This window comes from Actinomadura sp. NPDC049753 (genome assembly GCF_040674655.1).
Lineage (GTDB): Bacteria > Actinomycetota > Actinomycetes > Streptosporangiales > Streptosporangiaceae > Spirillospora > Spirillospora verrucosospora.
Map to the genome: position 1 here is coordinate 1 of NZ_JBFARL010000111.1, position 26561 is coordinate 26561.

Genomic DNA, 26561 nt, shown 5'->3' on the forward strand with positions numbered 1-26561 from the left:
TGGGCCGGGCGGGTTGACGGGCGGGGGGGGGGGCGGCGGGGGGGGGGGGGGGGGGCGGCGGGGGGGGGGGGGGGGGCCCGGGGGGGGGGGGGGGGGGCGCCGCGGCGCGCTCGACGGCCGCGCGACCCGCGCCGGCGAACCGGCGAACGGTGTCCGGTTCCGGACACCGAGCCGATCGACGCGCCGCGACGACCGGCGCGGATCCGAACCCTGCGGCGCCGGGGCGCGTACGAGGGGGTGGGCCCGGCGGGGCCCGGCCGACGCGACCGTGAATGGACAGGGATTCGTGAAGCCAGCGCGGGGTGACCGGAATGGGTGACCGGGCGGCGAGCGCCGGGTTCCTGTCGCGGCTGCTGGAGGCGCTGGAGGACGACTGCGCGGTGTGCGGAGGGACGGGCAGCACCCCGAACGAGCAGTGGCTCGCCTGGCACCGCCGGGCCGGCGAGCTGATCGCGGTCGCCCAGGCCGCCCGGCGCGCCCACGAGTGGCGACCCGCCCCGGGCGTCCCGCCCGTCGCCGCGCCCGAGCGCGTCGCGGCCGCCGAGCCCGCCATCGTGACCGCCGTGGAACGCGCCATCGACGATCACATGAGGGCCCGCCCGGACGAGCCGGAAGAGGAGCGCTGCGCCGCGTGCCGGGGCCTCGGCAAGGAGCTCACCCCGGCCGGGCGGCAGTTCGCCGAGGTGCTCGCGCGGCACGGCTTCGTCCGCCGGGAGCGGGACTAGGGGGCGAGGAGGATCTCCAGCATGCGTTCCCGGGGGTCGGGGCCGGTCCCCGGCACGAGGTAGCCGCCGGCCCAGACCCGCAGCATCAGCTGCGCCCGCAGGCGCGCCTCCTCCTCGTCGAACCCCAGGTCCTCCAGGCACGCCGAGATGTGCCCGAGCAGCGCCCGGTCGGCGTGCCGGACCGCCTCCTCCGCCGCGGGCTCGTCCTGGGCCCACAGCCGCATCGCCCGGTCGACCGGGGCGACCTCGCGGCCGAGCGCCTGGATGCGCCGCAGCCGCTCGCGCGGATCGGCGGTGCTGCCGAGCGCCAGCCCCAGCACCTCGTCGGTCCGCTCGTGCGCCCACCGGTCCAGCAGCGCCCGCATCAGCTCAGGGCGGTCGCGGAAGTGCCAGTAGAAGCTGCCCTTGGTGACGCCGAGCCGGGCCGCCAGCGTGGTGATCGCCACGCCGCGCTCGCCGGCGCGGGCCAGCTCCCCGTAGGCGGCCTCGATCCAGTCGCGCCGCGCCACCCTGGGCCGCGCCGCCCTCGTGCGGGCCGTCATCCCACCTCCCGTCTCCGCCGCGCGGACGCCGTCACACCAGGGTCACCGGGCCGGGGTCCAGACCCAGCTCGATCCTGCCGTAGAGGGCGTACGCCGCGTCCGGTTCGAACACCACGTGCCCCGAGATCGTATTCACGTCCCGCTGCGCCCGCTGGAAAGGAGAGTCGGTGAACTGCGCGCTCGCCCCGGCCGCGGAGCACAGGTCGTTGACGACCCGCCGCGCGGTCCCGGCGACGTGCGCCGCCGCCAGCCGGGCCCCGGCACGCCGCCGCAGGTCGCAGTTCCCCTCCGCCACGGCGCGGACGACGCCGCGCAGGGCGTCCTCCAGCAGCAGCCGGGCGGCGGCCAGGTCCGCGGTCGCCGACGCGAGCCGGACCTGCGCGCCGGTGGTCTCGCGCTGCCGCTCGCCGGAGTAGGCCATCACCCGGCTCCGCGTCCGCTCGGCGAACCGGGCCAGCACGCCCTCGGCCGCGCCGAGCACGGGCGCGGCGCCGGTCAGCGCGAACACGGGCACGAGCGGCGTCCGGTAGAGCGCCCCGGAGTGGACGAGGGACCCGGGCGAGCGCCCCTCCGCCAGGTCGGCGAGCGGCACGGACCGGTGCTCCGGGACGAACACGTCCGCCACCTCGATGTCGTTGCTGCCGGTGCCCCGCATCCCGCTGGTGTGCCAGACGTCGTGGACGGCCGCCTCCTCGCGCGGCAGCAGGAACAGCCGCGGCTCGATCGCGTCGCCCGCGGTGACCAGCGCCATGACCATGACGTGCCCGGCGTGCATCACGCCGCTGCCCCACGACCAGCGCCCGGTGACCCGGTGCCCGCCGTCCGCGGGCGCCGCCGTCCCGGTCGGCGCGAGGACGCAGGGGATCAGCGCGTACGGCCGGTCCGCCCAGACCTCGGCCTGCGCCCGCTCGGGGAAGAGCCCGACCATCCAGTTGTGCAGCGTGTAGATGACCGACAGCCACCCCGTCGAGGCGCATCCGGCGCCCGCCTCCCGGCACGCCGCCGCCATCTCCTCGAACCCGCGCTCGGCCCCGCCGAAGCGCTTCGGCACCAGCATCGCGAAGAGCCCGGTCGCGGCCAGGTCGGCGATGGTCTCGTCGGGCAGCCGCCGCGCCCGCTCGGCGGCCGGCGCGCGTTCGGCGAGCGTCGGCGCGAGGTCCCGCACGCGGCGCACGATCCCGTCTCCATACTCCATGGTACGGAACCATACTCAAAGGTATGGTCCCGAGGCGAGACCCCTCCTCGGTTTAGGCCGGATCCCAGCGGTAGGTAGACGCCGACGGAGGGAGGCGACGATGCGTTCGCGGGCCGACGCGGAAGTCGACGGCGTCCGGGTGCACGCCTTCGAGGTGCCCACCGACGGTCCCGGCGGCGGCGAGGAGGACGGCACGCTCCGCTGGGACTCCACGACCCTCGTCCTCGTCGAGGCGCACGCGGGCGGGCAGACCGGGATCGGTTACACCTACGGGGACGTCTCGGTCGCCGCGTTCGTGGAGTCCGCGCTCGCGCCCGCGGTGCGGGGCGCCGACGCGCTCGCGCCGCCCGCGGCCTGGGAGCGGATGTTCGCCGCCATCCGCAACGCCGGCCGGCCCGGCGCGGGCGCGATGGCGGTGTCCGCCGTGGACGTCGCGCTCTGGGACCTCAAGGCGAAGCTGCTGGGGCTCCCGCTGTTCAAGGTGCTGCCGGCCTTCCACGACCGGGTGCCCGTCTACGGCAGCGGAGGCTTCACGAACTACTCCCTGGACCGGCTGGCCGGACAGCTCGCCGGCTGGGTCGAGCAGGGCATCCCGCGCGTCAAGCTGAAGGTCTCGCGGCACCCGGACGAGGACCCGCGGCGGCTCACCGCCGTCCGGGAGGCCATCGGGTACGGCCCCGAACTGTTCGCCGACGCCAACGGGGCCCTGACCCGCAAGGACGCCCTCTACTGGGCGCGGCGGTTCGCCGGGGAGTGGGACGTGCGATGGTTCGAGGAGCCGGTGAGCTCCGACGACCTCGCGGGCCTGCGCCTCGTCCGCGACGCGGGCCCCGGGCGCCTGGAGGTCGCGGCGGGGGAGTACGGCTTCGTGCTCAAGGACTTTGCCGACCTGCTCGACGGCCCCGCCGTGGACTGCCTCCAGGCCGACGTCACCCGGTGCGGCGGCGTCACGGGCCTTCTCCAGGTCGCGGGACTGTCCGCCGCGCGGCAGACCGACCTGTCGGCGCACTGCGCCCCGGCGGTGTCCGCGCACGCGTTCTGCGCGGTCGACCGCCTCCGCCATCTGGAGTACTTCCACGACCACGTGCGCGTCGAGCGCCTGCTCTTCGACGGAACGCTCACGCCGGCGGACGGCGCCCTCGTCCCCGCCCCCGACCGTCCCGGCCTGGGCCTGGAGGTCAGATGGAGCGACGCCGAGCCCTACCGCACCCACGGCGGCCGCTGAGATCGGAGAGAGATGACGGCGACAGTTCGAGAAGGCCGCGCCGATGTGACGCCGACGAACCTGCGGCTGCCGGGGATCGTCCTCGGGGTCGGGCTCGGCGGGTTCGTCGACGGCATCCTGCTGCACCAGCTGCTCCAGTGGCACCACATGCTGACCAGCACCAACACCGACAACATCGGGGTGAAGTACTACTCGCCCCGCACCGTGTCGGGACTGCAGATGAACACGGTGTGGGACGGCATCTTCCACGTGGTGTGCTGGCTGTCGGTCCTGACCGGCCTCGCCCTCCTGTACTCGCGGGTCACGAGCGACCGCCGCCGGGTGTGGACCTCATCGGCGCTGTGGGGCTGGATCCTGCTCGGATGGGGCCTGTTCAACGTGGTCGAGGGAATCGTCGACCACCAGATCCTCGGCATCCACCACGTCCACGGCGGCCCTCACCAGATCTGGTGGGACGTCGGGTTCCTGCTGCTCGGTGTCGCTCTGGTCGCCGTCGGCTACCTCGTCCAGCGCACCGCCAAGCCGCTGAACCCGTCCGGACCGGCCGGATGACGCCCGCCATGCCGCTCCTCCCGGCGGCCGGTCACCCGATGCACGAACACGGCGGGGGAGCATCTCCTCTGGAGACGGTTCTGCCCCTGGCGGCCGTTGGGCTCGTCGCGGCCGGCTACGTGGCGCTGTGGTGGCGGGGCCGCCGCCGGAACCCGGCGCGGGGACCGGGCCGCACGCGCGCCGTGGCGTTCCTGACCGGCTGCGCGCTGCTCGCACTCGCCCTGTCCGCCCCGGTGGACGCCTTCGCCGGCCGCGACTTCCGCGGGCACATGCTCCAGCACCTCGTCATCGGCATGTACGCGCCGGTGGCGCTGGTGCTGGGCGCCCCGATCACCGTCCTCCTGCGCGCCCTTCCCGCCGCCCGTGCCAGGCGCCTGACCGGCGTCCTGCGCAACCTCCCCCTGCGGATCCTGGCCCACCCGGTGACCGCCCTGCTGCTGAGCGCGGGCACCCTGCCCCTGGTGTACTTCACGCCGCTGTACAACGCCACGATGGAACATCCCGGACTGCACATGGCGCTGCACGTCCATTTCCTGCTCTCGGGCTGCCTGTTCGCCTGGGTCATCGCGGGCCCGGACCCAGCCCCGTCCCGTCCCGGCGTCCTGGCGCGGCTGGTGGTCCTGGGCATGGCGGTCGCCGTCCACGCGACCGTCTCCCAACTCGTCTACGGCGGCTTCCTCATCGACGTCCACGCGCCCATCGCCCAGGTACGCGGCGGCGCCGAACTCATGTACTACGGCGGCGACATCGCCGAACTCCTGCTCGCGTTCGCCCTGGTCGCCACCTGGCGCCCCGCCCGCAACGGAGCCGGGTCGAGTCCCGGACGCCGAAGCGCCACCCCGGCCGGCGTCTCCGACGTCCAGTGAGGATGCCGCGGTGGCGGGACCCGCGCGGCGTTTCCGAGGTCCATCGCCGCAGGATCAGGAAGCAGCGAAGGTCGGGGTGAATCGGACGGGGAGGGCGGCGAGGCGGCGGACCCAGAAGGACGGGAGCCACAGGAGTTCGTCCGGTTTGACGGCGAGTTCGATGTCGGGCAGGCGGTCGAGCAGGACTTCGACCGCGGTCCTGGCGACCACCTCGGCCAGCTCCGGAGCGGGGTAGGGGCATCCGTGGTCGCCGTGGCCGAACGACAGGTGGGCGCGGTTGCCCGCGCCGGCGCCGTGCGCGGGCGGCTGGACCTGCGGGTCGGCGTTCGCCGCGGCCCAGCCGAGGATCAGCATGTCGCCGGGACGGATCTTGCGGCCGGCCAGTTCGCAGGAGCGCACGGCGAAGCGGCCGATGTTGTTCTGGGACGGCGTGTCCTCCCACAGCACCTGGTTGAGGGCCTGCGTGACGCTGCCGCGGCCGCCCTGGAGGGTCACGGCGAACTGGTCGTCCACCAGCATCAGCCGCAGCGTGTTGCCGATCCAGTGGCCGGTGGGCAGCGTCCCGGCGCTGAGCATGGGGATCAGGTCGCTGATCAGCTCGTCGACGGTGTAGCCGGCGGGGTGCTGCAGCAGGCGGGAGGTGACGTCCGGGCCGGGGTGCGCCCTGCGGGTCTCGGCCAGCCGGCGCATGGTCTCCTGGAGCCGCTGGTAGGCCGCGACGGCGCTCTCGTCGGAGCCCGCCACGGCCTGGATGTCGCGGATCATGTCCGGCACCTCGGCGTCGGGGACGCCGAAGATCCCGACCATCACCATCGGGGGGAGCCGGTCGGCGAACTGGGTGCCGAGGTCGGCCTCGCCGTCCCCGGCGAACTCGTCGATCAGGTGGTCGGCGACGCGCTCGCTGATGCCCGCCAGCTCGGTGCGGTCGACGGCGTCCAGCGCGTCGCTGATCGCCGCGCTGCGCCGGTGGTGCTCCTCGCCCTCGGCGAGCATCACCGAGGGGTTCCAGCCGACGAACGGCAGCAGCGACCAGTTCTCGGGGACCATGTCCCAGGCGTTCCAGCGGCGGGTGTCGCGGGCGAACAGCGCGGGGTTGCCGGTGACGTGGTTGACCTCCCGGTACCCGATCACGTACCAGGCGGGGATGTCGCCTTCGAGCAGGACGGGCACCACGGGGCCGTGCTCGCGCCGCATCCGCTCGAAGAAGTCCTTCGGCCGCTGGTCGAACTCCTCCCCGTACAGGCGGACGGCGTTCTCGCCGGCGGCCGGCCGGACGGTCTCGTCGGTCACTGCGCGGCCTCCTGGAGCGTGGCGGGATCGTGGAGGGTGGTGAGGTGCCGGACCAGCGTGATCAGCACGCTCTTGGAGGATTCGCGCTGCCGGGCGTCGCAGTCGACCAGGGGGACGTCCGCGGAGAGCGACAGCGCGTCGCGGACCAGGTCCAGCGAGGGCCGCGGCTCGGGGCCCTCGAACCGGTTGACCGCCACCACGAACGGCATCTTGTGGTGCTCCAGCCGGTCGAGCGGGTAGAAGGACTCCTCCAGGCGGCGCGTGTCCACCAGCACCACCGCGCCCAGGCTGCCCGAGAACAGCTGGTCCCAGATGAACCAGAACCGCTGCTGGCCGGGGGCGCCGAACAGGTAGAGCACGCGGTGGGCGTCCAGGGAGATCCGGCCGAAGTCGAAGGCGACCGTGGTGGTCCGCTTGTCGGCGACGCCGCTCGGGTCGTCGATGCCGACGCCGGCCTTCGTCATGACCTCCTCGGTGCTCAGCGGGCGGATCTCGGAGATCGAGCCGACCATGGTGGTCTTCCCGACACCGAACCCGCCCACGATCACGATCTTCAGCGCGTCCCGGACGCTGCGGCGCAGCGGGACGCCGCCCGCGGGCGCGGTCGCGGGCTCCGGTGCGCGGTCAGAGGGCTTTGAGTCCATCGAGCACCTCCTTCAGGGTGTCCAGGTCGGCCAGGTGGGTGGTCGCGGTGGCCGAGGTCGGATGGCGGACGGTGATGTGGCCGGTGTCGCGCAGGTCGAGCAGAAGGATCTTCACGACGCTCACCGGCAGCCGCAGATGGGAGGACAGCTCGACCACGGCCACCGGCTCGTTCCGGCACAGCCGCAGGATCGCGACGTGCTCGGACTGCATGCCCGGCGCCGGGTCGTTCTCCGCGACGATCAGCGTGACGAGGTCGAGGTCCGCGTCCCCGGCCCGGCTGCGGCCACCGGTCACGGTGTAGAGCCGGTCCGGGTCGTCGAGGTCCAGGGGGCGCGGGTTCATCTCGACACGGAGGTGCGCGGAGCCGCGGTCAGGTAGCCGCCGATCTGCTCCACCAGCTCGTTCATGCTGTGCCCGACCAGGCCGACGTCGGCGTCGTCGCGGGCCACGACGGCCAGGTGGGCCCCCTCGCCGGCCGGGATGATCAGCAGCAGCCCGCCCGCGAACTCCACCATCGACTGGCCGGCGCCGACGCCCCGGCCGAACTCGTGGGAGGCGGTCATGGACAGGCTCTGAATGCCCGAGGCGATGGCCGCGAGCTGGTCGGCCCGGTCGTCGTCGAGGCCGGGCGTGTGGCAGATCTTCAGACCGTCCCTGGACAGCACCAGGACGTGCTGGACGCCGGGCGCCCTTTCCGCGAGGGACGTCAGAAGCCAGTCGAGTCGGCGCTCATCGGTGCTCATCGAGATCACGGGGCTGCGTCCGCCGCAGACGCGGGCCCCTGCCTCCTATCTGTCGATCCTGCGGTCCGGACGAGGCCGCCGGGACCGGTCGGCCGGCGGCCGTCCGCGGGACGGCGCGCCGGGCCATGAGCCCTACTGATCGGGGACTCCGGTGGGCGGGTCCTCCTGGTCGGCGCCGGTCTCGGCGCCGCCGGTCGTTCGGTGGCTCCCCGAGGTGGACGCGCGGAACGCGGCGAACCGCGCCCCGGGGTCGCGGGGGAGGGGAGGCGGGGCCGCCTGCGGCTCCACCATGTCGGTGAGCGTGGCGCCGCGGCGGCGCTTGGGCAGGTACGCCGCCGGGTCCGAGGCGTCCGCCGCGGGCGCCGCCGCGGCGGCCAGGGCCGGGGCGGGTTCGCGGGCGGGCCGGGGGGCGGGGGCGCCGGTGCTCCTCGGCGCGCTGCGGATGGACTCCGCCAGGGTCCCGGCGCCGTCGCCGCCGACGGAGTGGGTGACGAGCTGGCGCGGGATCAGCACGACGACGCCGACGCCGCCGCGCGAGGACGGCCGGAAGTTGACGCGCAGGCCGTGCTTGCCCGCCAGCCGCCCGACCACCGCGAGGCCCAGCCGGGTGCCGGGCAGCGACGTCAGGTCGGCGGCGTCGGAGACCAGCCGCTCGGCGCGCTCCCGCTCGCGCTGGCGCATCCCGAGCCCGCTGTCCTCGATCGTGATGACGATCCCGGCGTCCTCCTCCTCCGCGTAGACGTGCACGGCCGATCCGTGCGGGGAGAAGTTGGCGGCGTTGTCCATCAGCTCGGCCAGCGCGTGCATGACGCCCTCGGCGGCGAAGCCGGCGATGGCGGCGGTGCTGGTCGAGTGGTACTGGACGCGCTGGTAGGAGGCGATCCGCCCCATGGCGCCGCGGATGACGCTCTCCAGCACGATGGGCTTGGTCCAGCGCCGCCCCGAGCGCCCGCCGCTGAGCAGCGCGATGCTGTCGGCGAGGCGTCCCATCTGGGAGACGTGGTGGTCGAGGTCGAGCAGGTCGCCGAAGACGTCGTCCTCGCTGTAGCGGTCCTCCAGCTCCCGGAGCTGGGCGAGCATGCGGGTCGTCTGCGCCTGGATCCGCGCCGCCGCGGCCGCGGAGGCCGCCATGGCCGCCGCCCGGGTGCGCTCCCCGGCGGCCACGTCGTCGGCGAGCGCGCGGAGGAGCCGGTCGAGCGCCGCGTGCTTGGGCGCCGGGAACTCGGCCAGCACGGACGCGGCCGAGGCGCGGTCGCCGCGGATCCGCTCGATGAGGACGGGCAGCGTCGAGTCGGCGAGCCGGTCGACCTCCTCCTCCAGGGCGGCCAGCTCGGCCTCGGCCCGGGACGCGTGCCGCTCGCTCGCGGCGACGCCCTCCGCGACCAGGCGCACCAGGCGGCCCAGCAGGTGGTTCGGGACGGCCTGCAGCTCGGCCAGGGTCTCGTCCGGCGAGGCTCCGGCGTGGAGCCGCTCGATCAGCGCCGGGAGCGGTCCGTCGACCAGTTCCTGGAGCCGGCGCTCCAGGAGGTCGCTCTCTCCCTCGACCCGGGCCAGCCGGGCGCGGGCGGCCCGCGCGCACTCGGCGTAGTAGGCCGCGGTCCCGGCGAGGAGGCTCACCAGGAGCGTCCCCGCGCCGCCGCCCGCGGCGACGACGGTCCGCGATCCCTGGTCCACGGCCAGAAGTGCTCCGAGCCAGGCGCCGCCGACGACGATCGCCACGATCAGCCAGACCCAGAAGGCGCGTTCCAGCGCGGCGCGCTCGGTGGGTGCTCGATCCGCTCCCGTTGCCATCCCTCTTGTCCCTGTGAGCGTCGGTGACTGGTGGGCAGGACTTTCTCGACCCGCTGCACGGTGGTCATATCGGTATAAGGCGTGACAAGGATGCACCAAAATGCCGGGGCACACAGGTGATCACAGAAAATGGCCGTTCCGTCACGGCCGCGCGGCAGGTGAGCGCGCCGCGCGGCCTCGCACGGCCGGCCCGGCGGGCGTCCCGGTCCGGCGGCCTCGGCCGCAGGACCGGGACGGGCCGTCAGGGCCGGACGGGGCCGAGGGCGACCGGCAGGCTGAGCGGGCCGACGGTGAAGAACGACGGCGAGTAGGGGACGTCGTCCGGGTCGACGGCGAGGGAGAGCTCCGGCAGCCGCCGGTACAGGGCGGCGAGCGCCAGCCGCCCCTCCAGGCGGGCCAGCGACGCTCCGATGCAGTACCGGGGGCCGTGGCCGAAGCCGAGGCGCCCGTTCCGTTCCCGCGTGATGTCGAAGCGGTCCGCGTCCTCGCCGTGCTCCGCCGGGTCGAGGCCGCTCGCCTGGTAGACGACGCCGACCGCCTGGCCCTTGGGGATGGGCACCCCGGCGATCGTCACGTCCTCCGCGGTGAAGCGGAAGCTGGTCATCATGACCGAGTGGCGGTAGCGCAGGGTCTCCTCGACCACGTCGTCCCAGCGGTCCCCGGCCTTGGCCAGTTCGAGCTGGTCGGGGTTCTGGGACAGCGCGATGACGGCGTGGCCGAGCAGGTGGACGGTGGTCTCGTGGCCGGCGATCAGCATCAGCCACAGCACGCCGACCAGCTCGTCGGTGGTGAGCTTGTCGCCCTCGTCGCTGGCCTGGACCAGGCCGGTGGTGAGGTCGTCGCCGGGAGTCCGGCGCTTGGTCTCCACCAGCTGGTGCAGGTAGGCCTGGAGGGCGTTCTGCGTCGCGAACGCCTCCTCCGGAGGCGTGGTGTGCGCCAGCAGCGCGGCGGTCCACTCGCGCACGCGGGGCCGGTCCTCGGTGGGGACCCCGAACAGCTCGCAGATCACCCAGATGGGCAGCGCCTCGGTGAAGGCGGGAACGATGTCGACGACGTCCCCCGCGGTCACCACGTCGTCGAGCAGGCCCTCCACGATCTGCCGGACGCGCGGCTCCAGCGCCTTCACCCGCGCGGGCGTGAACGCCTTGCCGACCAGGCCGCGCAGCCGCCGGTGGTCGGCGCCGTCCTTGGTGGACAGGTGACCGCCCTCGACGATGGCGCGCAGCGGCCAGTCCTCGGGGATCGACCCGTCGTGCAGCGCGGGCCAGTGCTCCGGCTCCCGCAGGAACGTCCGGTTGTCCCCGGCGAGGATCTCCCGGACGGCGTTGTGGGTCAGCGCCAGATAGGCGGGCACGCCGCCGGGGAACTCCACCTCGACCACGGGAGCGATCTCCCGCAGCCGCAGGCACGTGTCGAGCGGGCTCTCGTCCGCGGCGGGAAAGGGAGGCAGGGGGCTCGTCGTCATTCTGTCCCATTCGGAGATGAGGTAAGTGACAGAGGGCCCATCCTTTCCCCCATGATCACCTCGCGGCAAGATATTCACGAATTAGGTGTTATTTCGATCGTGTGGTACTCGCGGCGCCGAGGGGTGCGGAGGCCGAGCACGCTGCGGCGCTCCGACGGGCCGCGTCAACCCGGCTTACCCTTGTGTTAACAAACCATCCGAACGTGTTACCTTGTGTGGCGCCCGGCCTCCGCCGACAGCCCGTCGCGCGCGCCGGCCACGGGAGGTTCCGGATGGTCGAGCAGGGCGGAGGCGCGCGCGGACCGGAGCGGCGCCGGCAGGACATCGCCGACATCGTCCTGTCCGCCGGCTCGGTCTCGGCCGCCGGGCTCGCCGAGCGGTTCGGCGTCAGCCTCATGACCATCCACCGCGACCTCGACGAGCTCGCCCGCCAGGGCGTCGTCCGCAAGCACCGCGGCGGGGTGACCGCGCAGCCGTCCGGGGTGTTCGAGAGCAGCGTCGCCTACCGGATGAAGTCGATGCGGCCCGCGAAGGACGCCATCGCCGCCATGGCCGTCGAGATGATCGAGCCGGGCATGGCGGTCATGCTGGACGACTCCACCACGGCGCTGGCGCTGGCCCGCAGGCTCGCCGGCGTGGCCCCCCTGACGGTCGTCACCAACTTCCTGCAGGCCGTCAACCTGCTGTCCGCCGAGCGCGACATCCGGCTGATGGCGCTCGGCGGCGACTACGACCCGCTGCACGACTCGTTCCTCGGGGTCTCCTGCGTGGACGCGATCGAGGCGCTCAACGTGGACCTGTGCTTCGTGTCGACCTCCGCGGTGTCCGGCGGGTTCGCCTACCACCAGGAGCAGCGCATCGTCTCGGTGAAGCGCGCGATGCTCGGCGCGGCGGCCCGCAGCGTGCTGCTGATCGACCATTCCAAGCTCAGCCGGGTGGCGCTGCACCGGGTGGCGCCGCTGTCGGCGTTCGACCGCGTCATCGTCGACGACGGCGCCGGGGCCGACGCGCTGCGCGGGCTCGACGAGCACAAGGTGGCCTACGAGCTGGCGACCGCCTGACGGCTGTCCCGCCGGTCACGGGCGCCCGGGCGTCCCCCGGACGCGCCGGCGACGGCGTTCCCTCACGGGTTCGGTACGGCCGGAATCCACCGGATCCTGCACCTTGACACCCTGTTCAGCACCCTCCTACTCTCAAGCTCACATTTTTAACGTTAACTTCACAGCCCACCTTGTTGGGATTGCGATCGGAGTGGGTGAGTGACGGGTTCCCTGGGCCGAGGTCTCGCGCCGTACGGGCTCCGCTGCGACCACCGGGCGGAGCCGCTCGGTGTCGACGAGCCCGCGCCGCTGCTGTCGTGGCGGCTGGCCTCCGGCCGGCGCGGAGACGCGCCCGCCGCTTTCCAGGTCCGGGTCCACGCCGACGACGGCGCCCGGGTCTGGGACACCGGCGTCGTGGCCGACCCGTCCGCCGTCTCCGTCCGCTACCGCGGCCCCGCGCTGCGGCCCCGCACCCGTTACCGCTGGACGGTCACGGTCACCGACGCGGCCGGCGCCTCCTCGCGGGAGGAGTCCTGGTTCGAGACCGGGATGCTGAGCCCGTCCGCGTGGTCGGCCGCCTGGATCACGCACGACCCGTCCGTCCAGGACGTCGTCGACGCGCCCGAGGAGGGCGAGCTCGCCCTCGCCGACCACGGCCTCCAGCCCGCCGTCCGGCTGCGGAAGGCGTTCGAGGCCGCCGCCGCGCCGGTCGCCGCGCGCCTCTACGTCACCGCCCGCGGCATCTACGAGATGCGCCTCAACGGCGCGCGGGTCGGGGACGCCGAGCTCGCCCCCGGATGGACGGACTACCGGGACCGCGTCGACTACCAGGTCCACGACGTGACCGGCCTGGTCCGGACGGGCGCCAACATGCTGGCCGCCACGGTCGCGGACGGCTGGTGGAGCGGGTTCGTCGGCTTCGACGAGCGCCGCTCGGGCGCGCATTACGGAACGTTCCCGCAACTGCTGGCCGAACTGCACCTCGTCCACGCCGACGGAACCACCGACGTGATCGCGACCGGCGGCGACTGGCAGAGCGCGCGGTCGCCCGTCCGGTACGCCGACCTGCTCATGGGGGAGTGCCACGACCTGCGCCGCGAGACCCCCGGCTGGGACCTGCCGGCCGGCGACCGCGACCGCGCGGGGTGGCTTCCCGCCTGGGTCGCCGCCACCGACCGGAGCAGGCTCACGGCCTCGGTCGCGCCGCCGGTCCGCGCCGTCCGCGAGCTGCCGGCGCGGTCGGTCACCCGCATCGCCGGCGACCGGTTCCTGGTCGACTTCGGGCAGAACTTCGCCGGACGCGTCCGGCTCACCGCCCGCGGCCTGACCCCGGGCGACCGGGTGGTCGTGAGGCACGGCGAGGCCCTGGACGAGGCGGGCGCGCTCTACACCGCCAACCTGCGCACCGCAGACGCGACGGACGTGCTGATCGCGGGCGAGGACGCCGAGACCGTCTTCGAGCCGCGCTTCACCTACCACGGCTTCCGGTACGCCGAGGTGACCGGCCTGGGCGCGCTCGGCGCGGCCGACATCACCGGCGTGGTCCTGCACAGCGACACGCCCTGGGCGGGGGAGTTCGCCTGCTCCGACCCGGACGTCGACCGCCTCCACCAGGCGATCTCCTGGGGGCAGCGCTCCAACTTCGTCAGTGTCCCCACCGACTGCCCGCAGCGCGACGAGCGGCTCGGCTGGCTGGCCGACGCGCAGGTCTTCCTGCCGACCGCGTGCCTCAACGCCGACGTCGCGGCGTTCTTCGACGGCTGGCTGCGCGAGGTGCGCGGCGCGCAGTCGCCGGACGGCGCTTTCGGCAACGTCGCGCCGAAGATCGCGGGCGTGGCCGACGAGGGCGCGCCCGGCTGGGGCGACGCGGGCGTCCTCGTCCCCTGGCACCTCTACCGCGTGTACGGGGACGAGCGCTTCCTGGAGCGCAACCTCGACGCCATGTGCGCCTGGGTCGACCACGTCCACCGGCACAACCCCGACCTGGTGTGGACCCGCCGCACCGGCCCGCACTTCGCCGACTGGCTCGCGCCCGCCCCCACCCCGCGCGACGTCCTCGCCACCGCCTACTTCGCCCGCAGCGCCGCGCTGACGGCGCGCGCCGCCGAGATCCTCGGCGCGGACGAGGCCACGGCCCGGTACGGCGCGCTCGCGGCCCACGTCCGCAAGACGTTCGCCGAGCGGTTCGCGTCGCCGGACGGGCGGGTCGCCGGCGACACCCAGACCGCCTACCTGCTGGCCCTGGCGTTCGAGCTGCTCCCCGGCGAGCTCGTGCCGGGCGCGGTGCGGCGCCTCGCCGAACTGGTCGAGGAGGCCGGGCCCGGCCTCACCACCGGGTTCCTCGGCGTGGGGCTGATCGCGCCGGTCCTCGACGCGCACGGCCGCGCCGACCTCGCGCACGCCCTGCTGCGCCGCACCGATCCGCCGTCCTGGCTGTACCCGCTGCGGCACGGCGCGACCACCGTGTGGGAGCGCTGGGACGGCTACACCGCCGAGCGGGGGTTCCAGGCCGCGGCTATGAACTCCTTCAACCACTACGCGCTCGGCTCGGTCGGCGAGTGGCTCTACCGGGGCGTCGCCGGCCTCGACCAGGCGCCCGGCTCGGCCGGCTACCGCGACCTGCTGATCCGGCCGAGGCCCGGCGGGCTCACCGCGGCGAGCGCCCGCTACGAGTCGGTGCGCGGGGTCGTCTCCACCGCCTGGACGCGCCGCGACGGCGTGTTCGAACTGCGGGTGGCGGTGCCGCCGGGCGCGACCGCCGCCGTCCACATCCCCACCGACGACCCGGACGGTGTGCGCGAGAGCGGGATCCCGGTGGCGGACGCCCCCGGGGTCTCGGTCGCCGGAACGGCGCGGGGGGAGCTCCGCTGCCGGACCGGCTCGGGGGAGTACCGCTTCACGGCGGCCCTTCAATGACGTCCGTCCCCGCGCGGGACGGCCGCGGCCGGGACCGCCGCCACCCCGGCGGTCCGCGCCGCGAACGCGAGGAGGAAAGATGACATCGTCGTTCCAGAATGCGGCCCTCAGCCGCCGAGGATTCCTGCGGATGACCGGAGGTGTCGCGGCCGCGGCCGCTCTGCCGGCGGGACTGGCCGCCTGCGGGGGGTCGTCCGGCGGCTCGGGGACCCTGCGCCTGGTGGGCGTCGCCGACCAGCAGAAGGCGCTCGACCTGCTCACCAAGGCCTACACCGGGGCCAAGTTCAGCACCTCGTTCGCACCCACCGACCAGGTGCAGACGTCGGTGCGGACCCAGCTCGGCGCGGGCAACGCCCCCGACCTGCACGTGGTCTACCCGGGCAACGGCAGCGCCATGAGCATGGCGCAGATCGCCCAGGCCGGGCTGCTCGCCGACCTGAGCGGCCAGGCGTGGACGAAGAAGATCCCGGCGAGCCTGAAGCCGGCGTTCCAGAAGGACGGCAAGACCTTCATCTACTCCGCCGGGTCGAGCGTCATCGGCGCCATCTACAACAAGAAGGTCTTCGAGAAGGCCGGAGTGGAACCGCCGAAGACCTGGAGCGAGTTCCTCGACGTCTGCGAGAAGCTCAAGAAGAAGGGCACGGTCCCGATCGCGCTCGGCGCGCAGACCCCCTGGGTCACGCAGCTGATCACTTACGCGCTGGTGCCGTCCACCGTGTACGCCAAGAACCCGCAGTTCGACAGCCAGATGCAGGCGGGGTCGGCGTCCTTCGCCCAGTCCGGCTGGGTGCAGGCCCTCGAGATGTACCTGGACCTGCAGAAGCGCGGGTACTTCAACGACAACCCCAACGGCACGACCTTCGAGCAGCAGACGTCCATGGTCGCCACCGGCAAGGCCGCCATGGCGATCCAGGTCTCGGCCGTCCTGCCCGACTTCCGCAAGGCCGCCGCGAACGCCGCCGACCTGTCGATGTTCCCGGTGCCGGGCGCGGACGACGCGGCGCAGGTGCGCATCCCCGCCGGGGTCGTCGTGGGGCTCGGCGTCAGCGCCCGCAGCAAGAACAAGGAGGCCGCCGAGAAGTTCGTCGAGTTCCTCGGCGAGCAGCAGAACATCAACCGCTGGGCCGAGGCCGTCGCCTGCGTCCCGCTCGTCCGCGACTCCTCCTCCAAGATCGATCCGGTGCTGGAGCCGTTCCTGCCGTACCTGGACGGCGACAAGGCCGACCCGTTCATGGACCAGGCGTGGCCGAACGCCGAGGTGCAGCCCGCCCACTTCGCGCTGGTGCAGGAGCTGCTCGCGGGCAAGACGACGGTGGCCGCGGGCCTGGCCAAGCTGGACGAGACCTACCGGAAGAAGTAGCCGTGCCCCCGACCGCACGTCCGGCACCGGCCGCCTCGGCGGCCGGTGCCGCGGGACCTCCCGAGAGCGCGGCGCGCCTCCCGGCGCCGCCCCGCCGCCGCCGGCGCGGCGGCTTCCTGACTCCGCCGTGGTGGTTCGCGGCGCCCGCCCTGCTGGTGTACGCGCTGATCGTCCTGTATCCGAGCGCCAGCGGGATCCTCTACGCCTTCACCGACTGGAACGGCATCGGCGACCGGTCGTTCGTCGGCGTCGACAACTTCGGCCGCCTGCTGCGGGACGACGCCGCGCGCGGGTCGCTGGTCAACACGCTGCTGCTGACGGTCGCGATCGTGGTGGTCCAGAACGGCATCGGACTGCTGCTCGCGCTGGGCGTGCACACGCGCATCAGGTCGCGCGCCGTGCTGCGGGTCGTCTTCTTCGCGCCCGCGGTCGTCAGCCCCGTGATGGTGGCGTTCCTGTGGAAGTACGTCTACAACCCGGCGCCGGACGCGGGGCTCAACGGGATCCTCGGCGCGGTGGGGCTCGGCTCCCTGCGCCAGGACTGGCTCGGCGACCCCTCGCTCGCGCTGTGGTCGGTGGCCGGCATGGTGATCTGGCAGTTCTCCGGATACTCGATGGTCATCTTCCTGGCGGGGCTGGAGGGCGTGCCCGTGGAGCTGCACGAGGCCGCGATGATCGACGGCGCCGGGCGGTTCCAGCGGTTCCGCAGCGTCACCTGGCCGCTGCTCGCGCCCGCCGTCACGATCAACGTCATGCTGTCGACCATCGGCGGGCTCAAGCTGTTCGACCAGGTCTACGCGGCCACGAGCGGCGGGCCCGGCCATGCCAGCGAGACGCTGTCGACCGTCCTGTACAAGCAGGCGTTCGTGTTCGGCAACTACGGGTACAGCACGGCGATCGCGCTGGTCCTGGCGCTGTTCGTCGCCGCGGTCTCGCTGATCCAGATCCGGTACCTGCGCGGTCGGGAGGTGGCATGAGCCCGCGTTACGGACTGCGCACGTTCGCCCTGGAAGTCGTGATGATCGCGATCGCGCTGGCGTTCCTGTTCCCGGTGTACGCGCTCATCACGCTGTCGCTGAAGGACAAGCAGCAGATCGCCTCGGCGCCGCTGTCGCCGCCGTCGTCGCCGACGTTCGGCAACTACTCCGACGCCTGGTCGCGGGCCTCGCTCGGCTCGGCGCTGCTGAACAGCACGGTGATCACGGTGGTGAGCCTGGTGGCGCTCATCGCGATCGGGGCGTTCGCGGCCTACTTCCTGGCCCGCTGCGCCACGCGGCTCGGCTTCACGCTGTACGTGCTGTTCCTGCTCGGCATCGTGCTGCCGTTCCAGCTCGGCATGATCCCGCTGTTCAAGCTCGCCGACTCGGCGGGCCTGCTCGGCACCTACCAGGGAATGATCATCTTCTACACCGGCATCCAGCTGCCGTTCACGATCTTCCTGTACACGGGGTTCATCCGGGCGCTGCCGGGCGACTACGCCAACGCGGCGCTGATCGACGGCGCGGGCCACCTGCAGGCCTTCACCCGGGTCGTGTTCCCGCTGCTGCGGCCGATCACCGGCACGGTGCTGATCCTCAACGCCGTGTTCATCTGGAACGACTTCTTCACACCGCTGCTGTACCTGGGCGGCTCGGCGCGCGAGACGGTGCCGGTGCGGGTCTTCGCCTTCGTCGGCCAGTACGTCTCGGACTACGGCCTGGTCTTCGCCGGCCTGGTCCTCGCCGCGCTTCCGATCATCGTGATCTTCCTGGTGCTGCAGAGGTATGTGATCAAGGGGTTCGCGAGCGGGCTCAAGGGATGAGCGGAGCGAACCGGGGGTGTGGGGGGTCGCCCCCCACAGGGAGCAGGGATGAGCGGAGCGAACCGGGGGGTGTGGGGGGTCGCCCCCCACAGGGAGCAGGGATGAGCGGAGCGAGCCGGGGGGTGTGGGGGGTCGCCCCCCACGGGGAGTGGAGCATGAGGATGCCGGGGCGGTTGGGGGAGGTGCTGGACGCGCCGCCGCGGGCGTTCTCGCCCGCGCCCATCTGGTGGTGGAGCGGGGAGCGTCTCGACCGGCGGCGGCTGCGCGACCAGCTCGAACGGTTCGCCGAGGGCGGCGTCCACAACCTGGTCGTGCTGAACCTGGCGCCGTCCGGTCCGATGTTCGGCGCGGACGCCGACGATCCGCCGTTCTTCTCCACCGAGTGGTGGGACCTGCTGGACGCGGTCTGCGAGGACGCCGCCGAACTGGGCGTGTCCCTGTGGTTCTACGACCAGCTCGGGTTCTCCGGCGCCGACCTCCAGGCCCGCCTGGTGCGCGACGTCCCGGACTACGCGGGGCGCTGGCTCCGGCCGGACGGGACGGCGGACGTGCGCGGCTTCGACTACCTGTCGGCGGATGCGTGCGCGGCGCTCCTCGACCGCGTGCACGGCGAGTTCGCGCGGCGGCTGGGGCACCGGCTCGGCAAGGTGATCGTGGGGTCGTTCCAGGACGAGCTGCCGTCGTTGCCGACCTGGTCGGAGGGGTTCGCCGGCGAGTTCGAGCGGCGCCGCGGCTACGACCTCGGACCGCACCTCGCGGCGCTGTGGGGGAGCGGCGGCGAGGACGCCTTCCGGATCCGCCGCGACTACCATCTCACCCGCGCCGAGCTGGCCGAGGACGCGTTCTTCCGGCCGCTGGCCGAATGGCACGAGCGGTACGGGCTGCTGCACGGCTGCGACCAGCAGGATCCGGCGCGGGCCGGGCTTCCCGTGGACGGGGTCAGGCTGTACGCCGACTACGCGCGCACGCACCGCTGGTTCGGCGCTCCCGGGTCCGACCACCACGGCGACGCCCGCGTCCACTCGTCGCTCGCGCACCTGTACGGCCGGGACCGGACCTGGATCGAGGCGTTCCATTCCAGCGGCTGGGGCGGGACGCTGGAGGAGACCTTCGACTGGCTGCTGCCGTGGCTGCGCTCTGGGGCGACCCTCTACAACCCGCATGCCGTCTACTACACGACCAAGGCGGGCTGGTGGGAGTGGGCGCCGCCGGCCACCGACTGGCGTCAGCCCTACTGGCGGCACCACCGCGTCTTCGCGGACGCCGTCGCCAGGCTCTGCGCCGCCCTCTCTCTGGGGCGGCACGTGTGCGACGTGGCCGTGCTGTTCCCGACCGCGACCGCGCAGGCCGGGACGCGGCTCGACGGCGTGGACCCGGACGCCGTGCTGGCGCAGGAGACCTACCGGGATCTGGTCGGCGACATGGCCTGGTTCCGGATGGTGCCCGGCGTGCTCGACCGGCTGGGGATCGACGCCGACGTCGTGGACGACGACTCCGTGCAGCGTGCCAGGGTCGCCGAGGGGCGGCTGGACGTCGCGGACGAGTCGTACGGGGTCGTCCTTCTCCCGTCCTGCGCCGTGCTGGAAGGGGAGACGGCGCGCAGGCTCACCGCGTTCGCCGAGAACGGCGGCCGTGTCGTCGCGGTCGGCGCGCCGCCTCGTCGCGGGGTCGGCGACCCGGGCGCGGACGAGGCGGTGGCCGGGCTCCGCGCCGTGCTGGAGGTCGTGCCGGACACCGGTGCTCTCGGCGCCGCCCTCGCCGGCGTCCGCCGGGTGGACGCGCCGGTGCCCGCCCTCGTCCGGGAGGTCGACGGCACCACGCTGGTGTTCCTGACGGCCGCGCCGTCGATGGCCAGCCGCGTGTCGGTGGGCCGGCCCGACGAGCGCGGGGCCGACCTCGGCTGGCTCGACGTGACCTACGACTTCGATCCCGGCCGGTACCTGCGGGACATGCGGGTGCGGGTCCGGGGGGTGCGCGGCCCGGCGTTCCTCGCGAGCCCGTTCGGGGGCCCGCCGCGCCGGCTGGAGACGCGCGCGGTGGACGGGACGTCCGTCGAGATCGTCGTCCCGTTCGACGACGGGCCCGCGGCGCTGATCCTCTTCCCCGGCGGCGAGGACGTCGCGGCGCCGGATCCGGCTCCCGCGACGGAGCAGACCGTCCTCGATCTCGGCACGTCCTGGACGATGGACCTGGTTCCGACCCTCGACAACGCCTGGGGCGACTTCGCCCGACCCGCCGGTGACGACGTTCCTCTGGAACGCTGGACCGTGAGCCACCGAGCGGAGGCTGAGTCAGCGTGGTCCGAGGCGCATGCGACGTTCGGCCCGCACGGTGTCTGGTCCAGGGAGAGCGAGGGACGATGGCGGCCCTTGGTGTACTCCGACTCCCGCGGCATCCGCAAGGACACCCTGCACCGCGCCTTCCTCGGCCCGAAGGGGCACGTCCCTGAGGAGTTCCTCGACTTCGGGGAGGTCCGGTCCGGGGACGCGGTCGTGTTCCGGACCCGCCTGACCGTGCCCGGAGACGGCGGCTTCGTGGCCGTCGGCGCCGCGGCCGCCAAGACGCTGCGCGTGGACGGCGCCACCGTCGACCTGGACGACCAGGGCCACCTGGCGATCGCCGAGGCGCCACTCCCCGCCGGTGAGCATGACGTCGAGGTGCGGCTCGTCCCCGACGAGGACGTCCGGCTGCGCGCCCACCTCGCCGTCGTCACCGACCGCGAGCGCTACCGGCGGCCGGAGTGGATCACCGCGGCGGGCCCCGCGCGGCCGGGAGCCGAGATCGCGCTCAGCGTCCCCCTCCCGGAGTCCGCCGGCGGGGCGACGATCCAGGTGGCCTCGGCCGCGCCCTGCCGCGTCCTCGTCGACGGTGAGGAGGTCGGCCGCCAGGGAGGGTTCGACCCGTACGCCGAGCAGGAGGTCCCGCGCGTCGGCCGCTACCGCGTGGCGGGCGGCGACCTGACCCTGGTCCTCACTGAGGGCGGCCCGCCTCCCGAGGTCCTCGTGGACGGACCCGTCGTGTCCGGCGCCGGCTGGACGGCGACGCGCGACGGCGACCCGGTGCCCGTCGCGGCGCGCCGCGCGCAGTACGGCGACCCGGCGTCCCTGCACCTGCGGCGGCGGCCCCATCCGCTGCCCGGCGCGGCGTGGCTTGAGGACGATCCGGAGACGGACGTCGTCCTCCCGGCGACGCTCGCGATGCCGGACGCGGCGCCGCGGGTGGAGAGGCTGCGTTTCGCCGTCCCGCCCGGGGCGACGGGGATGGCCGTCGACGTCCGCGGTGAGCTGCTGGAAGCGACCCTGGACGGGGAGCCTTTGCACCCGGCCTCCGAGATGGCGCTGCCGGGCCCGGAGGCTCCCTCCGGCCGGACGGCGGAACTGCGGATCCGCACCCTTCCCGGTCACCGGGCGGGCGCGGCGCTCGCGGGGCCGGTGCGTTTCACCGTGGGTCGCGGCACCATCGGGCTGGGCGACTGGGAGGACGCGGGACTCGCCGGCTACAGCGGCGCCGTCCGCTACCGGCGCTCGTTCCGCCTCGCCATGCCCGCGGGCGGAGCCGCGCTCGACCTCGGGCGGGTGCGCGGCACCGCCGAAGTCACCGTCAACGGCGACCCGGCGGGGGTGCGCATCTGCGCCCCGTACCGCTTCGACATCGGAGCGGCCCTGCGCGAAGGCGACAACGAGATCGAAATCCTCGTCTGCGGAACCCTTGCGCCCTATCTCGACGAGGTGAGCCCCACGCATTTCGTCTTCCAGGGGCAGCGAGCCTCGGGCCTCTACGGCCCCGTCCGACTGCTCATGGAGGCCCCGGCCGCCGTCGGGCGCTGACCGAACGGGACGGTAGCGCCGCGCGGCGGCCGGTGCCCCACGTCACCTCGCGAACTGGCGCGGAACGGCGGTCGCCTGCGCCCGCGGGCCGGCGGCCGGGGCGGGCTTGACCCAGACCGGCGCCGGGTCAGGGTTCTTGGCGCAGGTGCGGTCGACCAGGCCGCGGTCCGGCGGCACCTTCCCTTCGCGGAGATAGTCGACCAGGAGGTCGTCGAGGCACGTGTTGCCCGCGAACGTGATGGCGTGGCTGCCGCCGCCCCTTTCCACGACGAGGCGTGCGCTCGGCAGGGCCCGCGCCATGTCGAGGCCGCCTTCGTACGGTGTCGCCGGGTCGTCCGTCGCCTGGAACAGCAGCAGGGGCGGTAGTCCCTTCCCGGTGATCCTGGTGCGGTGCCCCGCCTTGACGGGCCAGGTCAGGCAGCCCGCGTTGAACCACATGTTGTTGTAGGTGTAGAAGGGCGCCTTCTCGTTGACCTTCGCCTGGTCCTTGCGCCAGTACCGGAAGTCGCGCGGCCACTTGCTGTCGCCGCACATCACGGCGTTGTAGAGGTCGAAGGAGTCGTCCGCCGGGTCCGGCGCCGCGTAGCGCTCGTACGCGGTGACGAGGGGCGCGCTGTCGCCCGAGGCGGTGTACGCGGCCAGCACCGTCGCGAGCCGGGGCCACCGGAGGACGTCGTAGCCGCCCGCGACCTGCGTGTCGTCGAACTCGTCGGGCCCGATCCGGCCGACGGGGTGCTCGCGCAGGCGGGTGCGCATGGCGTACCACTTGGCCTCGACCTCGGCGGGGTCGGTGCCGAGGTGGTAGACCCCGTCGGCCTTGGCGACCCACGCGGTGAACGCCTTGAACCGCTTCTCGTGCTGCAGGTCCTGGAGGACGTTGTGGTCGTACCAGGAGACGGACGGCCCGACGATGCTGTCCAGGACGAAGCGGCGGACGTGCCGCGGGTACAGCTGGGCGTACGTCGAGCCGAGCGTGGTGCCGTACGACCATCCGAAGAAGTTGATCTTCTCGGCGCCGAGCGCCCGGCGGATCGACTCCATGTCCCGGACGTGGTCGACCGTCGCCAGGTGCGGCAGAAGCCAGGAGTGCTTCTCGGTGCACTTCGCGACGTAGCCGGCGGCCTTCGCCAGCCACGCCTCCGTGGTGCCCTGGTCGACCTGGAAGTCGGGTCGCGGGCCGTCGAAGTAGTGCGGGTCGCAGGACATGCGCGGCTCGCTGTGCTGGGATCCGCGCAGGTCGAAGCCGATCCAGTCGTAGGAGGCGGCGACGTCGGGCGGCAGCCTGGAGGGGATCCAGCTCGCCATCCACAGCCCGCTGATGCCGGGCCCGCCCGGGTTGAGCAGCATCGGCCCCTGCCGCTCGCCCGGGGGCGCGGTGGCGGGGAGCCGGTTCAGCGCGATCTTGACCGTGCGCCCGTCCGGGCGGGCGCGGTCGAGGGGCACCTCCAGCATCGCGCACTGCAGCGCCGGGGTCGCGGCGTCGCCGCAGGGCTTCCAGTCCAGGCGCGGCGGGTCCCCGGCCGCCGCGGTGGCCGGCGGCGGCCCGGCCAGCGCCGCGGCCGCCAGCATGCCGCCGCACGCGGCGAGCGCGGCGCCGGCGCGTGTCCTGCTCCGTCGTCTCACAGACACCTCCAGAGTCCTTGTGGCATTGCAGTGTACAATTTCACCTTTCTTTCGTCATTGTCCGGAAACGGCTTCGGGGGCGCCGCGCCGCCGGAAACGGGGCGCCACCTCGGCGAATTCCTTTCCCGCGTTTCGAGGGAGATCCGTCCGGGAGATCCATAACCCAGATCGATGGCGCGGCGTATGACCACGGGTCGTTTCCGCCCCACAAACTGCGGGCGCACGCTTCCCCGACCCTCCGGACCTTGGACCCCGGAGCCCTGCGACTCCGTCCGGCGCCCCTGCCGGACGCCCGCCCCATGGAGGAAGACCCCCGTGAGAAACAGACGCAGATCGACCCGCTGCCTGCTGGCGTCAATGGCGGTGGCCCTCGGGACGACGTTCCTCGTCCCGCCCGCGAACGCCGCCCCGAAACCCCCTCCCGCCAGCGTCCGCCCCGACGGCGGTGACGCGCGCCACATCCAGAAGGCCCCGCTGCCCGCCAAGGACCGGCCGCCGCTCTCCGCTGACAAGAACGACCTGAAGAGCAGCCCCGACCAGCCGGAGAAGCCGGCGGAGCACAAGCGTCCTTCCATGAAGGCCGCCCCGAAGACGAGCGCCAAGGCCGCTGCCGCCGCGTGCAGCGCGAATGACTTCACGAGCCGTTCCGGAAGCGCGCTCGTCCAGCAGATCAAGTCGTCCACGACCGACTGCGTCAACTCGCTGTTCAGCCTCACGGGCACCGACGCGTACTACGCGTTCCGGGAGTCGCAGATGGCGAGCGTCGCGTACGGGCTGCGCGACAACGGTCTCTACTACCCGGGCGACAACACCACCGGCACGGCCCAGCTGGTCCTCTACCTGCGGGCCGGCTACTACGTCCACTGGTACAACCCGTCGACCGTGGGGACCTACGGCCCCACGCTGAAGACGGCGATCCAGTCGGGCCTGGACGCCTTCTTCGGCAACTCCAGGTCGTCGACGGTCAGCGACGCCAACGGCGAGGTCCTCGCCGAGGCGGTCACGCTGATCGACAGCGCGGAGGAGAACGCCCGCTACATCTCCGTGGTCAAGCGGCTGCTGACCGGCTACAACAGCTCCTACGACGCGTCCTGGTGGATGCTCAACGCGGTGAACAACGTCTACACGGTGCTGTTCCGCGGCCACCAGGTCCCGGAGTTCGTCTCGGCGGTCCAGGCCGACCAGAGCGTGCTCGACACGCTCAACTCCTTCGCCTCGGGGCACCTTTCCCTGCTCGGGACCGACCGCAGCTACCTGACGTCCAACGCGGGGCGCGAGCTGACCCGCTTCGTGCAGCACTCCGCGATGCAGGCGAAGGTCAGGCCGCTGGCCAAGGGGCTGCTCGGGCAGAGCGCCATGACCGGGAAGACCGCGCCGCTGTGGGTGGGCGTCGCCGAGATGACCGACTACTACGACAAGGCGAACTGCTCCTACTACGGCACCTGCGACCTGGCGCAGCGGCTCGCCGCGAACGTCCTCACCATCAACCACACCTGCAGTTCGAGCATCAAGATCCGGGCGCAGGACATGACGGCCGCCCAGCTCTCGGAAAGCTGCGCCAGCCTCCAGAACCAGGACGCCTACTTCCACGGCCTGGTGAAGGACGGGAACCGGCCCGTCGCGAACGACAACAACACCACGATCGAGGTCTGCGTCTTCGATTCGAGCACCGACTACCAGACCTACGCCGGCGCGATGTTCGGCATCGACACCAACAACGGCGGCATGTACCTGGAGGGCGACCCGGCCGCCGCGGGCAACCAGCCGCGGTTCATCGCCTACGAGGCCGAATGGGTGCGCCCGGCGTTCCAGATCTGGAACCTCAACCACGAGTACACGCACTACCTCGACGGCCGCTTCGACATGTACGGCGACTTCAACGCCGGCGTCACCACCCCCACCATCTGGTGGATCGAGGGCTTCGCCGAGTACGTCTCCTACTCCTACCGCAAGGAGGTCTACGACGCGGCGATCACCGAGGCGGCGAGGAGCACCTACGCGCTCAGCACGCTGTTCGACACCACCTACAGCCATGACACGACCCGCATCTACCGCTGGGGCTACCTCGCGGTGCGGTACATGTTCGAGAAGCACCCGGGCGACGTCTCGACCGTCCTCGGCTACTACCGGACCGGCAACTGGAACGCCGCCCGGACGTTCCTGACCAGCACGATCGGCACCCGCTACGACAGTGACTGGCGGACGTGGCTCGCCGCGTGCGCGTCCGGCGCGTGCGCCGGCGGCGGGAGCGGCGGCAACCAGGCGCCGGCCGCGCGGTTCTCCGCCTCGGCGAACGGCCTGGCGGTCTCCTTCACCGACCAGTCCACCGACTCCGACGGCACCATCGCCTCCCGGCGGTGGGACTTCGGCGACGGCGCCACCTCGACGTCGGCCAACCCGTCCCACACCTACGGCGCGGACGGCACCTACACCGTCACCCTCACCGTCACCGACGACAAGGGCGCCACCGGCACCGCGACCAAGCAGCTGGCGGTGTCGGCCGGAGGCGGCGGGACGACCGAGTGCACCGGGACGGACACCCGCCAGCTCGGGCAGAACTGCCAGCGCGGCAACCTGTCGGCCACCCAGGGCAACCTGGCCTACCTGTACCTCTACGTGCCGGCCGGCACGCAGTCCATCAAGATCACGTCGTCGGGCGGCACCGGCGACGCGGACCTGTACTACAGCCCCACCGGCTGGGCCACGTCGACGTCCTACACCCAGAGGTCCGTCAACGCCGGCAACGGCGAGACCCTGACCATCACCGACCCGCCCGCGGGCTACAACTACATCAGCCTCTACGGCAAGCAGGCGTTCAGCGGAGTGGCGGTGAAGTCCGAGTACTGATCTGACACCCCGAGACCCGATCGCCGGGAGATGCTCGACCGGCTCGACCGGGAGGAGGGCGTGGTCACCGGGGCGCTGCTGAGCGAGGAGGGGGAGGGCGAGGCGCTG

20 protein-coding genes are annotated in these 26561 nt (G+C 73.1%); 11 read left to right on the forward strand and 9 right to left on the reverse strand.

All coding sequences use genetic code 11. The features are described from left to right. Positions 1-311: 311 nt before the first annotated feature. Positions 312-725 (forward strand): hypothetical protein, encoded by a 414-nt coding sequence (locus AB0K37_RS25615; protein WP_363985237.1) that lies wholly within the window; start codon positions 312-314, stop codon positions 723-725. Here the strand turns inward: AB0K37_RS25615 and AB0K37_RS25620 are convergent. Together AB0K37_RS25620 and AB0K37_RS25625 are read right to left on the reverse strand one after the other, a co-directional pair. Beyond that, the gene (locus AB0K37_RS25620; RefSeq protein ID WP_363985239.1) at positions 722-1267 is read right to left on the reverse strand and encodes a TetR/AcrR family transcriptional regulator; all 546 of its coding nucleotides are present in this window, start codon (positions 1265-1267) and stop codon (positions 722-724) included. The genes AB0K37_RS25615 and AB0K37_RS25620 overlap by 4 nt on opposite strands. A 31-nt stretch (positions 1268-1298) precedes the next feature. Further along, positions 1299-2462 (reverse strand): acyl-CoA dehydrogenase family protein, encoded by a 1164-nt coding sequence (locus AB0K37_RS25625; RefSeq protein WP_363985241.1) that lies wholly within the window; start codon positions 2460-2462, stop codon positions 1299-1301. 100 nt (positions 2463-2562) lie between these two features. Between AB0K37_RS25625 and AB0K37_RS25630 the strand changes: the two genes are divergently transcribed. From AB0K37_RS25630 to AB0K37_RS25640, 3 genes are read left to right on the forward strand one after another with little or no spacing between them, the layout of a single operon-like run. Further along, a complete protein-coding gene (locus AB0K37_RS25630; protein ID WP_363985243.1) occupies positions 2563-3687 on the forward strand; it encodes an enolase C-terminal domain-like protein in 1125 nt (374 codons plus the stop codon). A gap of 45 nt (positions 3688-3732) precedes the next feature. After that, positions 3733-4239, forward strand: a complete 507-nt coding sequence (locus tag AB0K37_RS25635) for a DUF2243 domain-containing protein (protein ID WP_363985245.1) — start codon at positions 3733-3735, stop codon at positions 4237-4239. Positions 4240-4247: 8 nt separating this feature from the next. Further along, complete coding sequence (locus AB0K37_RS25640; RefSeq protein WP_363985247.1) at positions 4248-5105, forward strand: cytochrome c oxidase assembly protein; 858 nt, start codon at positions 4248-4250, stop codon at positions 5103-5105. A gap of 54 nt (positions 5106-5159) precedes the next feature. On the opposite strand, the gene AB0K37_RS25645 is transcribed toward AB0K37_RS25640, so the two are convergent. The 6 genes from AB0K37_RS25645 to AB0K37_RS25670 all read right to left on the reverse strand — a co-directional run bounded on the left by AB0K37_RS25645 (position 5160) and on the right by AB0K37_RS25670 (position 11039). Beyond that, entirely contained in the window at positions 5160-6395 is a 1236-nt protein-coding gene (locus AB0K37_RS25645) for a cytochrome P450 (protein ID WP_363985249.1), read from the reverse strand. After that, positions 6392-7039, reverse strand: a complete 648-nt coding sequence (locus AB0K37_RS25650) for an ATP/GTP-binding protein (RefSeq protein ID WP_363985251.1) — start codon at positions 7037-7039, stop codon at positions 6392-6394. The genes AB0K37_RS25645 and AB0K37_RS25650 overlap by 4 nt, the downstream gene beginning before the upstream one ends. Further along, complete coding sequence (locus tag AB0K37_RS25655) at positions 7020-7382, reverse strand: DUF742 domain-containing protein (protein WP_363985253.1); 363 nt, start codon at positions 7380-7382, stop codon at positions 7020-7022. Before AB0K37_RS25655 ends, AB0K37_RS25650 begins: the two co-directional genes overlap by 20 nt. After that, positions 7379-7783, reverse strand: a complete 405-nt coding sequence (locus AB0K37_RS25660) for a roadblock/LC7 domain-containing protein (protein ID WP_363985255.1) — start codon at positions 7781-7783, stop codon at positions 7379-7381. Before AB0K37_RS25660 ends, AB0K37_RS25655 begins: the two co-directional genes overlap by 4 nt. A 132-nt stretch (positions 7784-7915) precedes the next feature. Next, a complete protein-coding gene (locus AB0K37_RS25665; RefSeq protein ID WP_363985257.1) occupies positions 7916-9574 on the reverse strand; it encodes an ATP-binding protein in 1659 nt (552 codons plus the stop codon). A 241-nt stretch (positions 9575-9815) separates the two neighbouring features. Continuing rightward, positions 9816-11039 carry a cytochrome P450 gene (locus AB0K37_RS25670; RefSeq protein ID WP_363985259.1) on the reverse strand — a complete coding sequence of 408 codons (1224 nt, stop codon included), beginning with the start codon at positions 11037-11039 and terminating at the stop codon, positions 9816-9818. A gap of 272 nt (positions 11040-11311) precedes the next feature. Between AB0K37_RS25670 and AB0K37_RS25675 the strand changes: the two genes are divergently transcribed. The 6 genes from AB0K37_RS25675 to AB0K37_RS25700 all read left to right on the forward strand — a co-directional run bounded on the left by AB0K37_RS25675 (position 11312) and on the right by AB0K37_RS25700 (position 21983). Then, positions 11312-12100 (forward strand): DeoR/GlpR family DNA-binding transcription regulator, encoded by a 789-nt coding sequence (locus AB0K37_RS25675; RefSeq protein WP_363985261.1) that lies wholly within the window; start codon positions 11312-11314, stop codon positions 12098-12100. Between the two features lie 198 nt (positions 12101-12298). Next, a complete protein-coding gene (locus AB0K37_RS25680) occupies positions 12299-14995 on the forward strand; it encodes a family 78 glycoside hydrolase catalytic domain (protein ID WP_363985263.1) in 2697 nt (898 codons plus the stop codon). A 130-nt stretch (positions 14996-15125) separates the two neighbouring features. Continuing rightward, positions 15126-16355, forward strand: a complete 1230-nt coding sequence (locus tag AB0K37_RS25685; protein ID WP_363985265.1) for an extracellular solute-binding protein — start codon at positions 15126-15128, stop codon at positions 16353-16355. A gap of 2 nt (positions 16356-16357) precedes the next feature. Beyond that, complete coding sequence (locus AB0K37_RS25690) at positions 16358-17332, forward strand: sugar ABC transporter permease (protein WP_363985267.1); 975 nt, start codon at positions 16358-16360, stop codon at positions 17330-17332. Next, on the forward strand, positions 17329-18156 hold the full coding sequence (locus AB0K37_RS25695; protein ID WP_363985269.1) for a carbohydrate ABC transporter permease: 828 nt from the start codon (positions 17329-17331) through the stop codon (positions 18154-18156). The genes AB0K37_RS25690 and AB0K37_RS25695 overlap by 4 nt, the downstream gene beginning before the upstream one ends. 155 nt (positions 18157-18311) lie before the next feature. Next, positions 18312-21983: a glycosyl hydrolase gene (locus AB0K37_RS25700; protein ID WP_363985270.1), complete on the forward strand. Its 3672-nt coding sequence runs from the start codon at positions 18312-18314 to the stop codon at positions 21981-21983. A gap of 42 nt (positions 21984-22025) precedes the next feature. On the opposite strand, the gene AB0K37_RS25705 is transcribed toward AB0K37_RS25700, so the two are convergent. Continuing rightward, positions 22026-23606, reverse strand: a complete 1581-nt coding sequence (locus tag AB0K37_RS25705; RefSeq protein ID WP_363985272.1) for an alpha/beta hydrolase — start codon at positions 23604-23606, stop codon at positions 22026-22028. A gap of 315 nt (positions 23607-23921) precedes the next feature. Between AB0K37_RS25705 and AB0K37_RS25710 the strand changes: the two genes are divergently transcribed. Continuing rightward, entirely contained in the window at positions 23922-26453 is a 2532-nt protein-coding gene (locus AB0K37_RS25710; RefSeq protein ID WP_363985274.1) for a collagenase, read from the forward strand. Positions 26454-26561 lie beyond the last annotated feature (108 nt).

What these genes read in the sequence shown, in the direction of transcription:
- AB0K37_RS25665 (WP_363985257.1), bottom strand. Translation starts at nt 9,574, where the DNA reads ATGGCAACGGGAGCGGATCGAGCACCCACCGAGCGCGCCGCGCTGGAA.
- AB0K37_RS25655 (WP_363985253.1), bottom strand. Translation starts at nt 7,382, where the DNA reads ATGAACCCGCGCCCCCTGGACCTCGACGACCCGGACCGGCTCTACACC.
- AB0K37_RS25615 (WP_363985237.1), top strand. Translation starts at nt 312, where the DNA reads ATGGGTGACCGGGCGGCGAGCGCCGGGTTCCTGTCGCGGCTGCTGGAG.
- AB0K37_RS25660 (WP_363985255.1), bottom strand. Translation starts at nt 7,783, where the DNA reads ATGAGCACCGATGAGCGCCGACTCGACTGGCTTCTGACGTCCCTCGCG.
- AB0K37_RS25685 (WP_363985265.1), top strand. Translation starts at nt 15,126, where the DNA reads ATGACCGGAGGTGTCGCGGCCGCGGCCGCTCTGCCGGCGGGACTGGCC.
- AB0K37_RS25625 (WP_363985241.1), bottom strand. Translation starts at nt 2,462, where the DNA reads ATGGAGTATGGAGACGGGATCGTGCGCCGCGTGCGGGACCTCGCGCCG.
- AB0K37_RS25640 (WP_363985247.1), top strand. Translation starts at nt 4,248, where the DNA reads ATGCCGCTCCTCCCGGCGGCCGGTCACCCGATGCACGAACACGGCGGG.
- AB0K37_RS25630 (WP_363985243.1), top strand. Translation starts at nt 2,563, where the DNA reads ATGCGTTCGCGGGCCGACGCGGAAGTCGACGGCGTCCGGGTGCACGCC.
- AB0K37_RS25695 (WP_363985269.1), top strand. Translation starts at nt 17,329, where the DNA reads ATGAGCCCGCGTTACGGACTGCGCACGTTCGCCCTGGAAGTCGTGATG.
- AB0K37_RS25675 (WP_363985261.1), top strand. Translation starts at nt 11,312, where the DNA reads ATGGTCGAGCAGGGCGGAGGCGCGCGCGGACCGGAGCGGCGCCGGCAG.
- AB0K37_RS25700 (WP_363985270.1), top strand. Translation starts at nt 18,312, where the DNA reads ATGAGGATGCCGGGGCGGTTGGGGGAGGTGCTGGACGCGCCGCCGCGG.
- AB0K37_RS25670 (WP_363985259.1), bottom strand. Translation starts at nt 11,039, where the DNA reads ATGACGACGAGCCCCCTGCCTCCCTTTCCCGCCGCGGACGAGAGCCCG.
- AB0K37_RS25620 (WP_363985239.1), bottom strand. Translation starts at nt 1,267, where the DNA reads ATGACGGCCCGCACGAGGGCGGCGCGGCCCAGGGTGGCGCGGCGCGAC.
- AB0K37_RS25650 (WP_363985251.1), bottom strand. Translation starts at nt 7,039, where the DNA reads ATGGACTCAAAGCCCTCTGACCGCGCACCGGAGCCCGCGACCGCGCCC.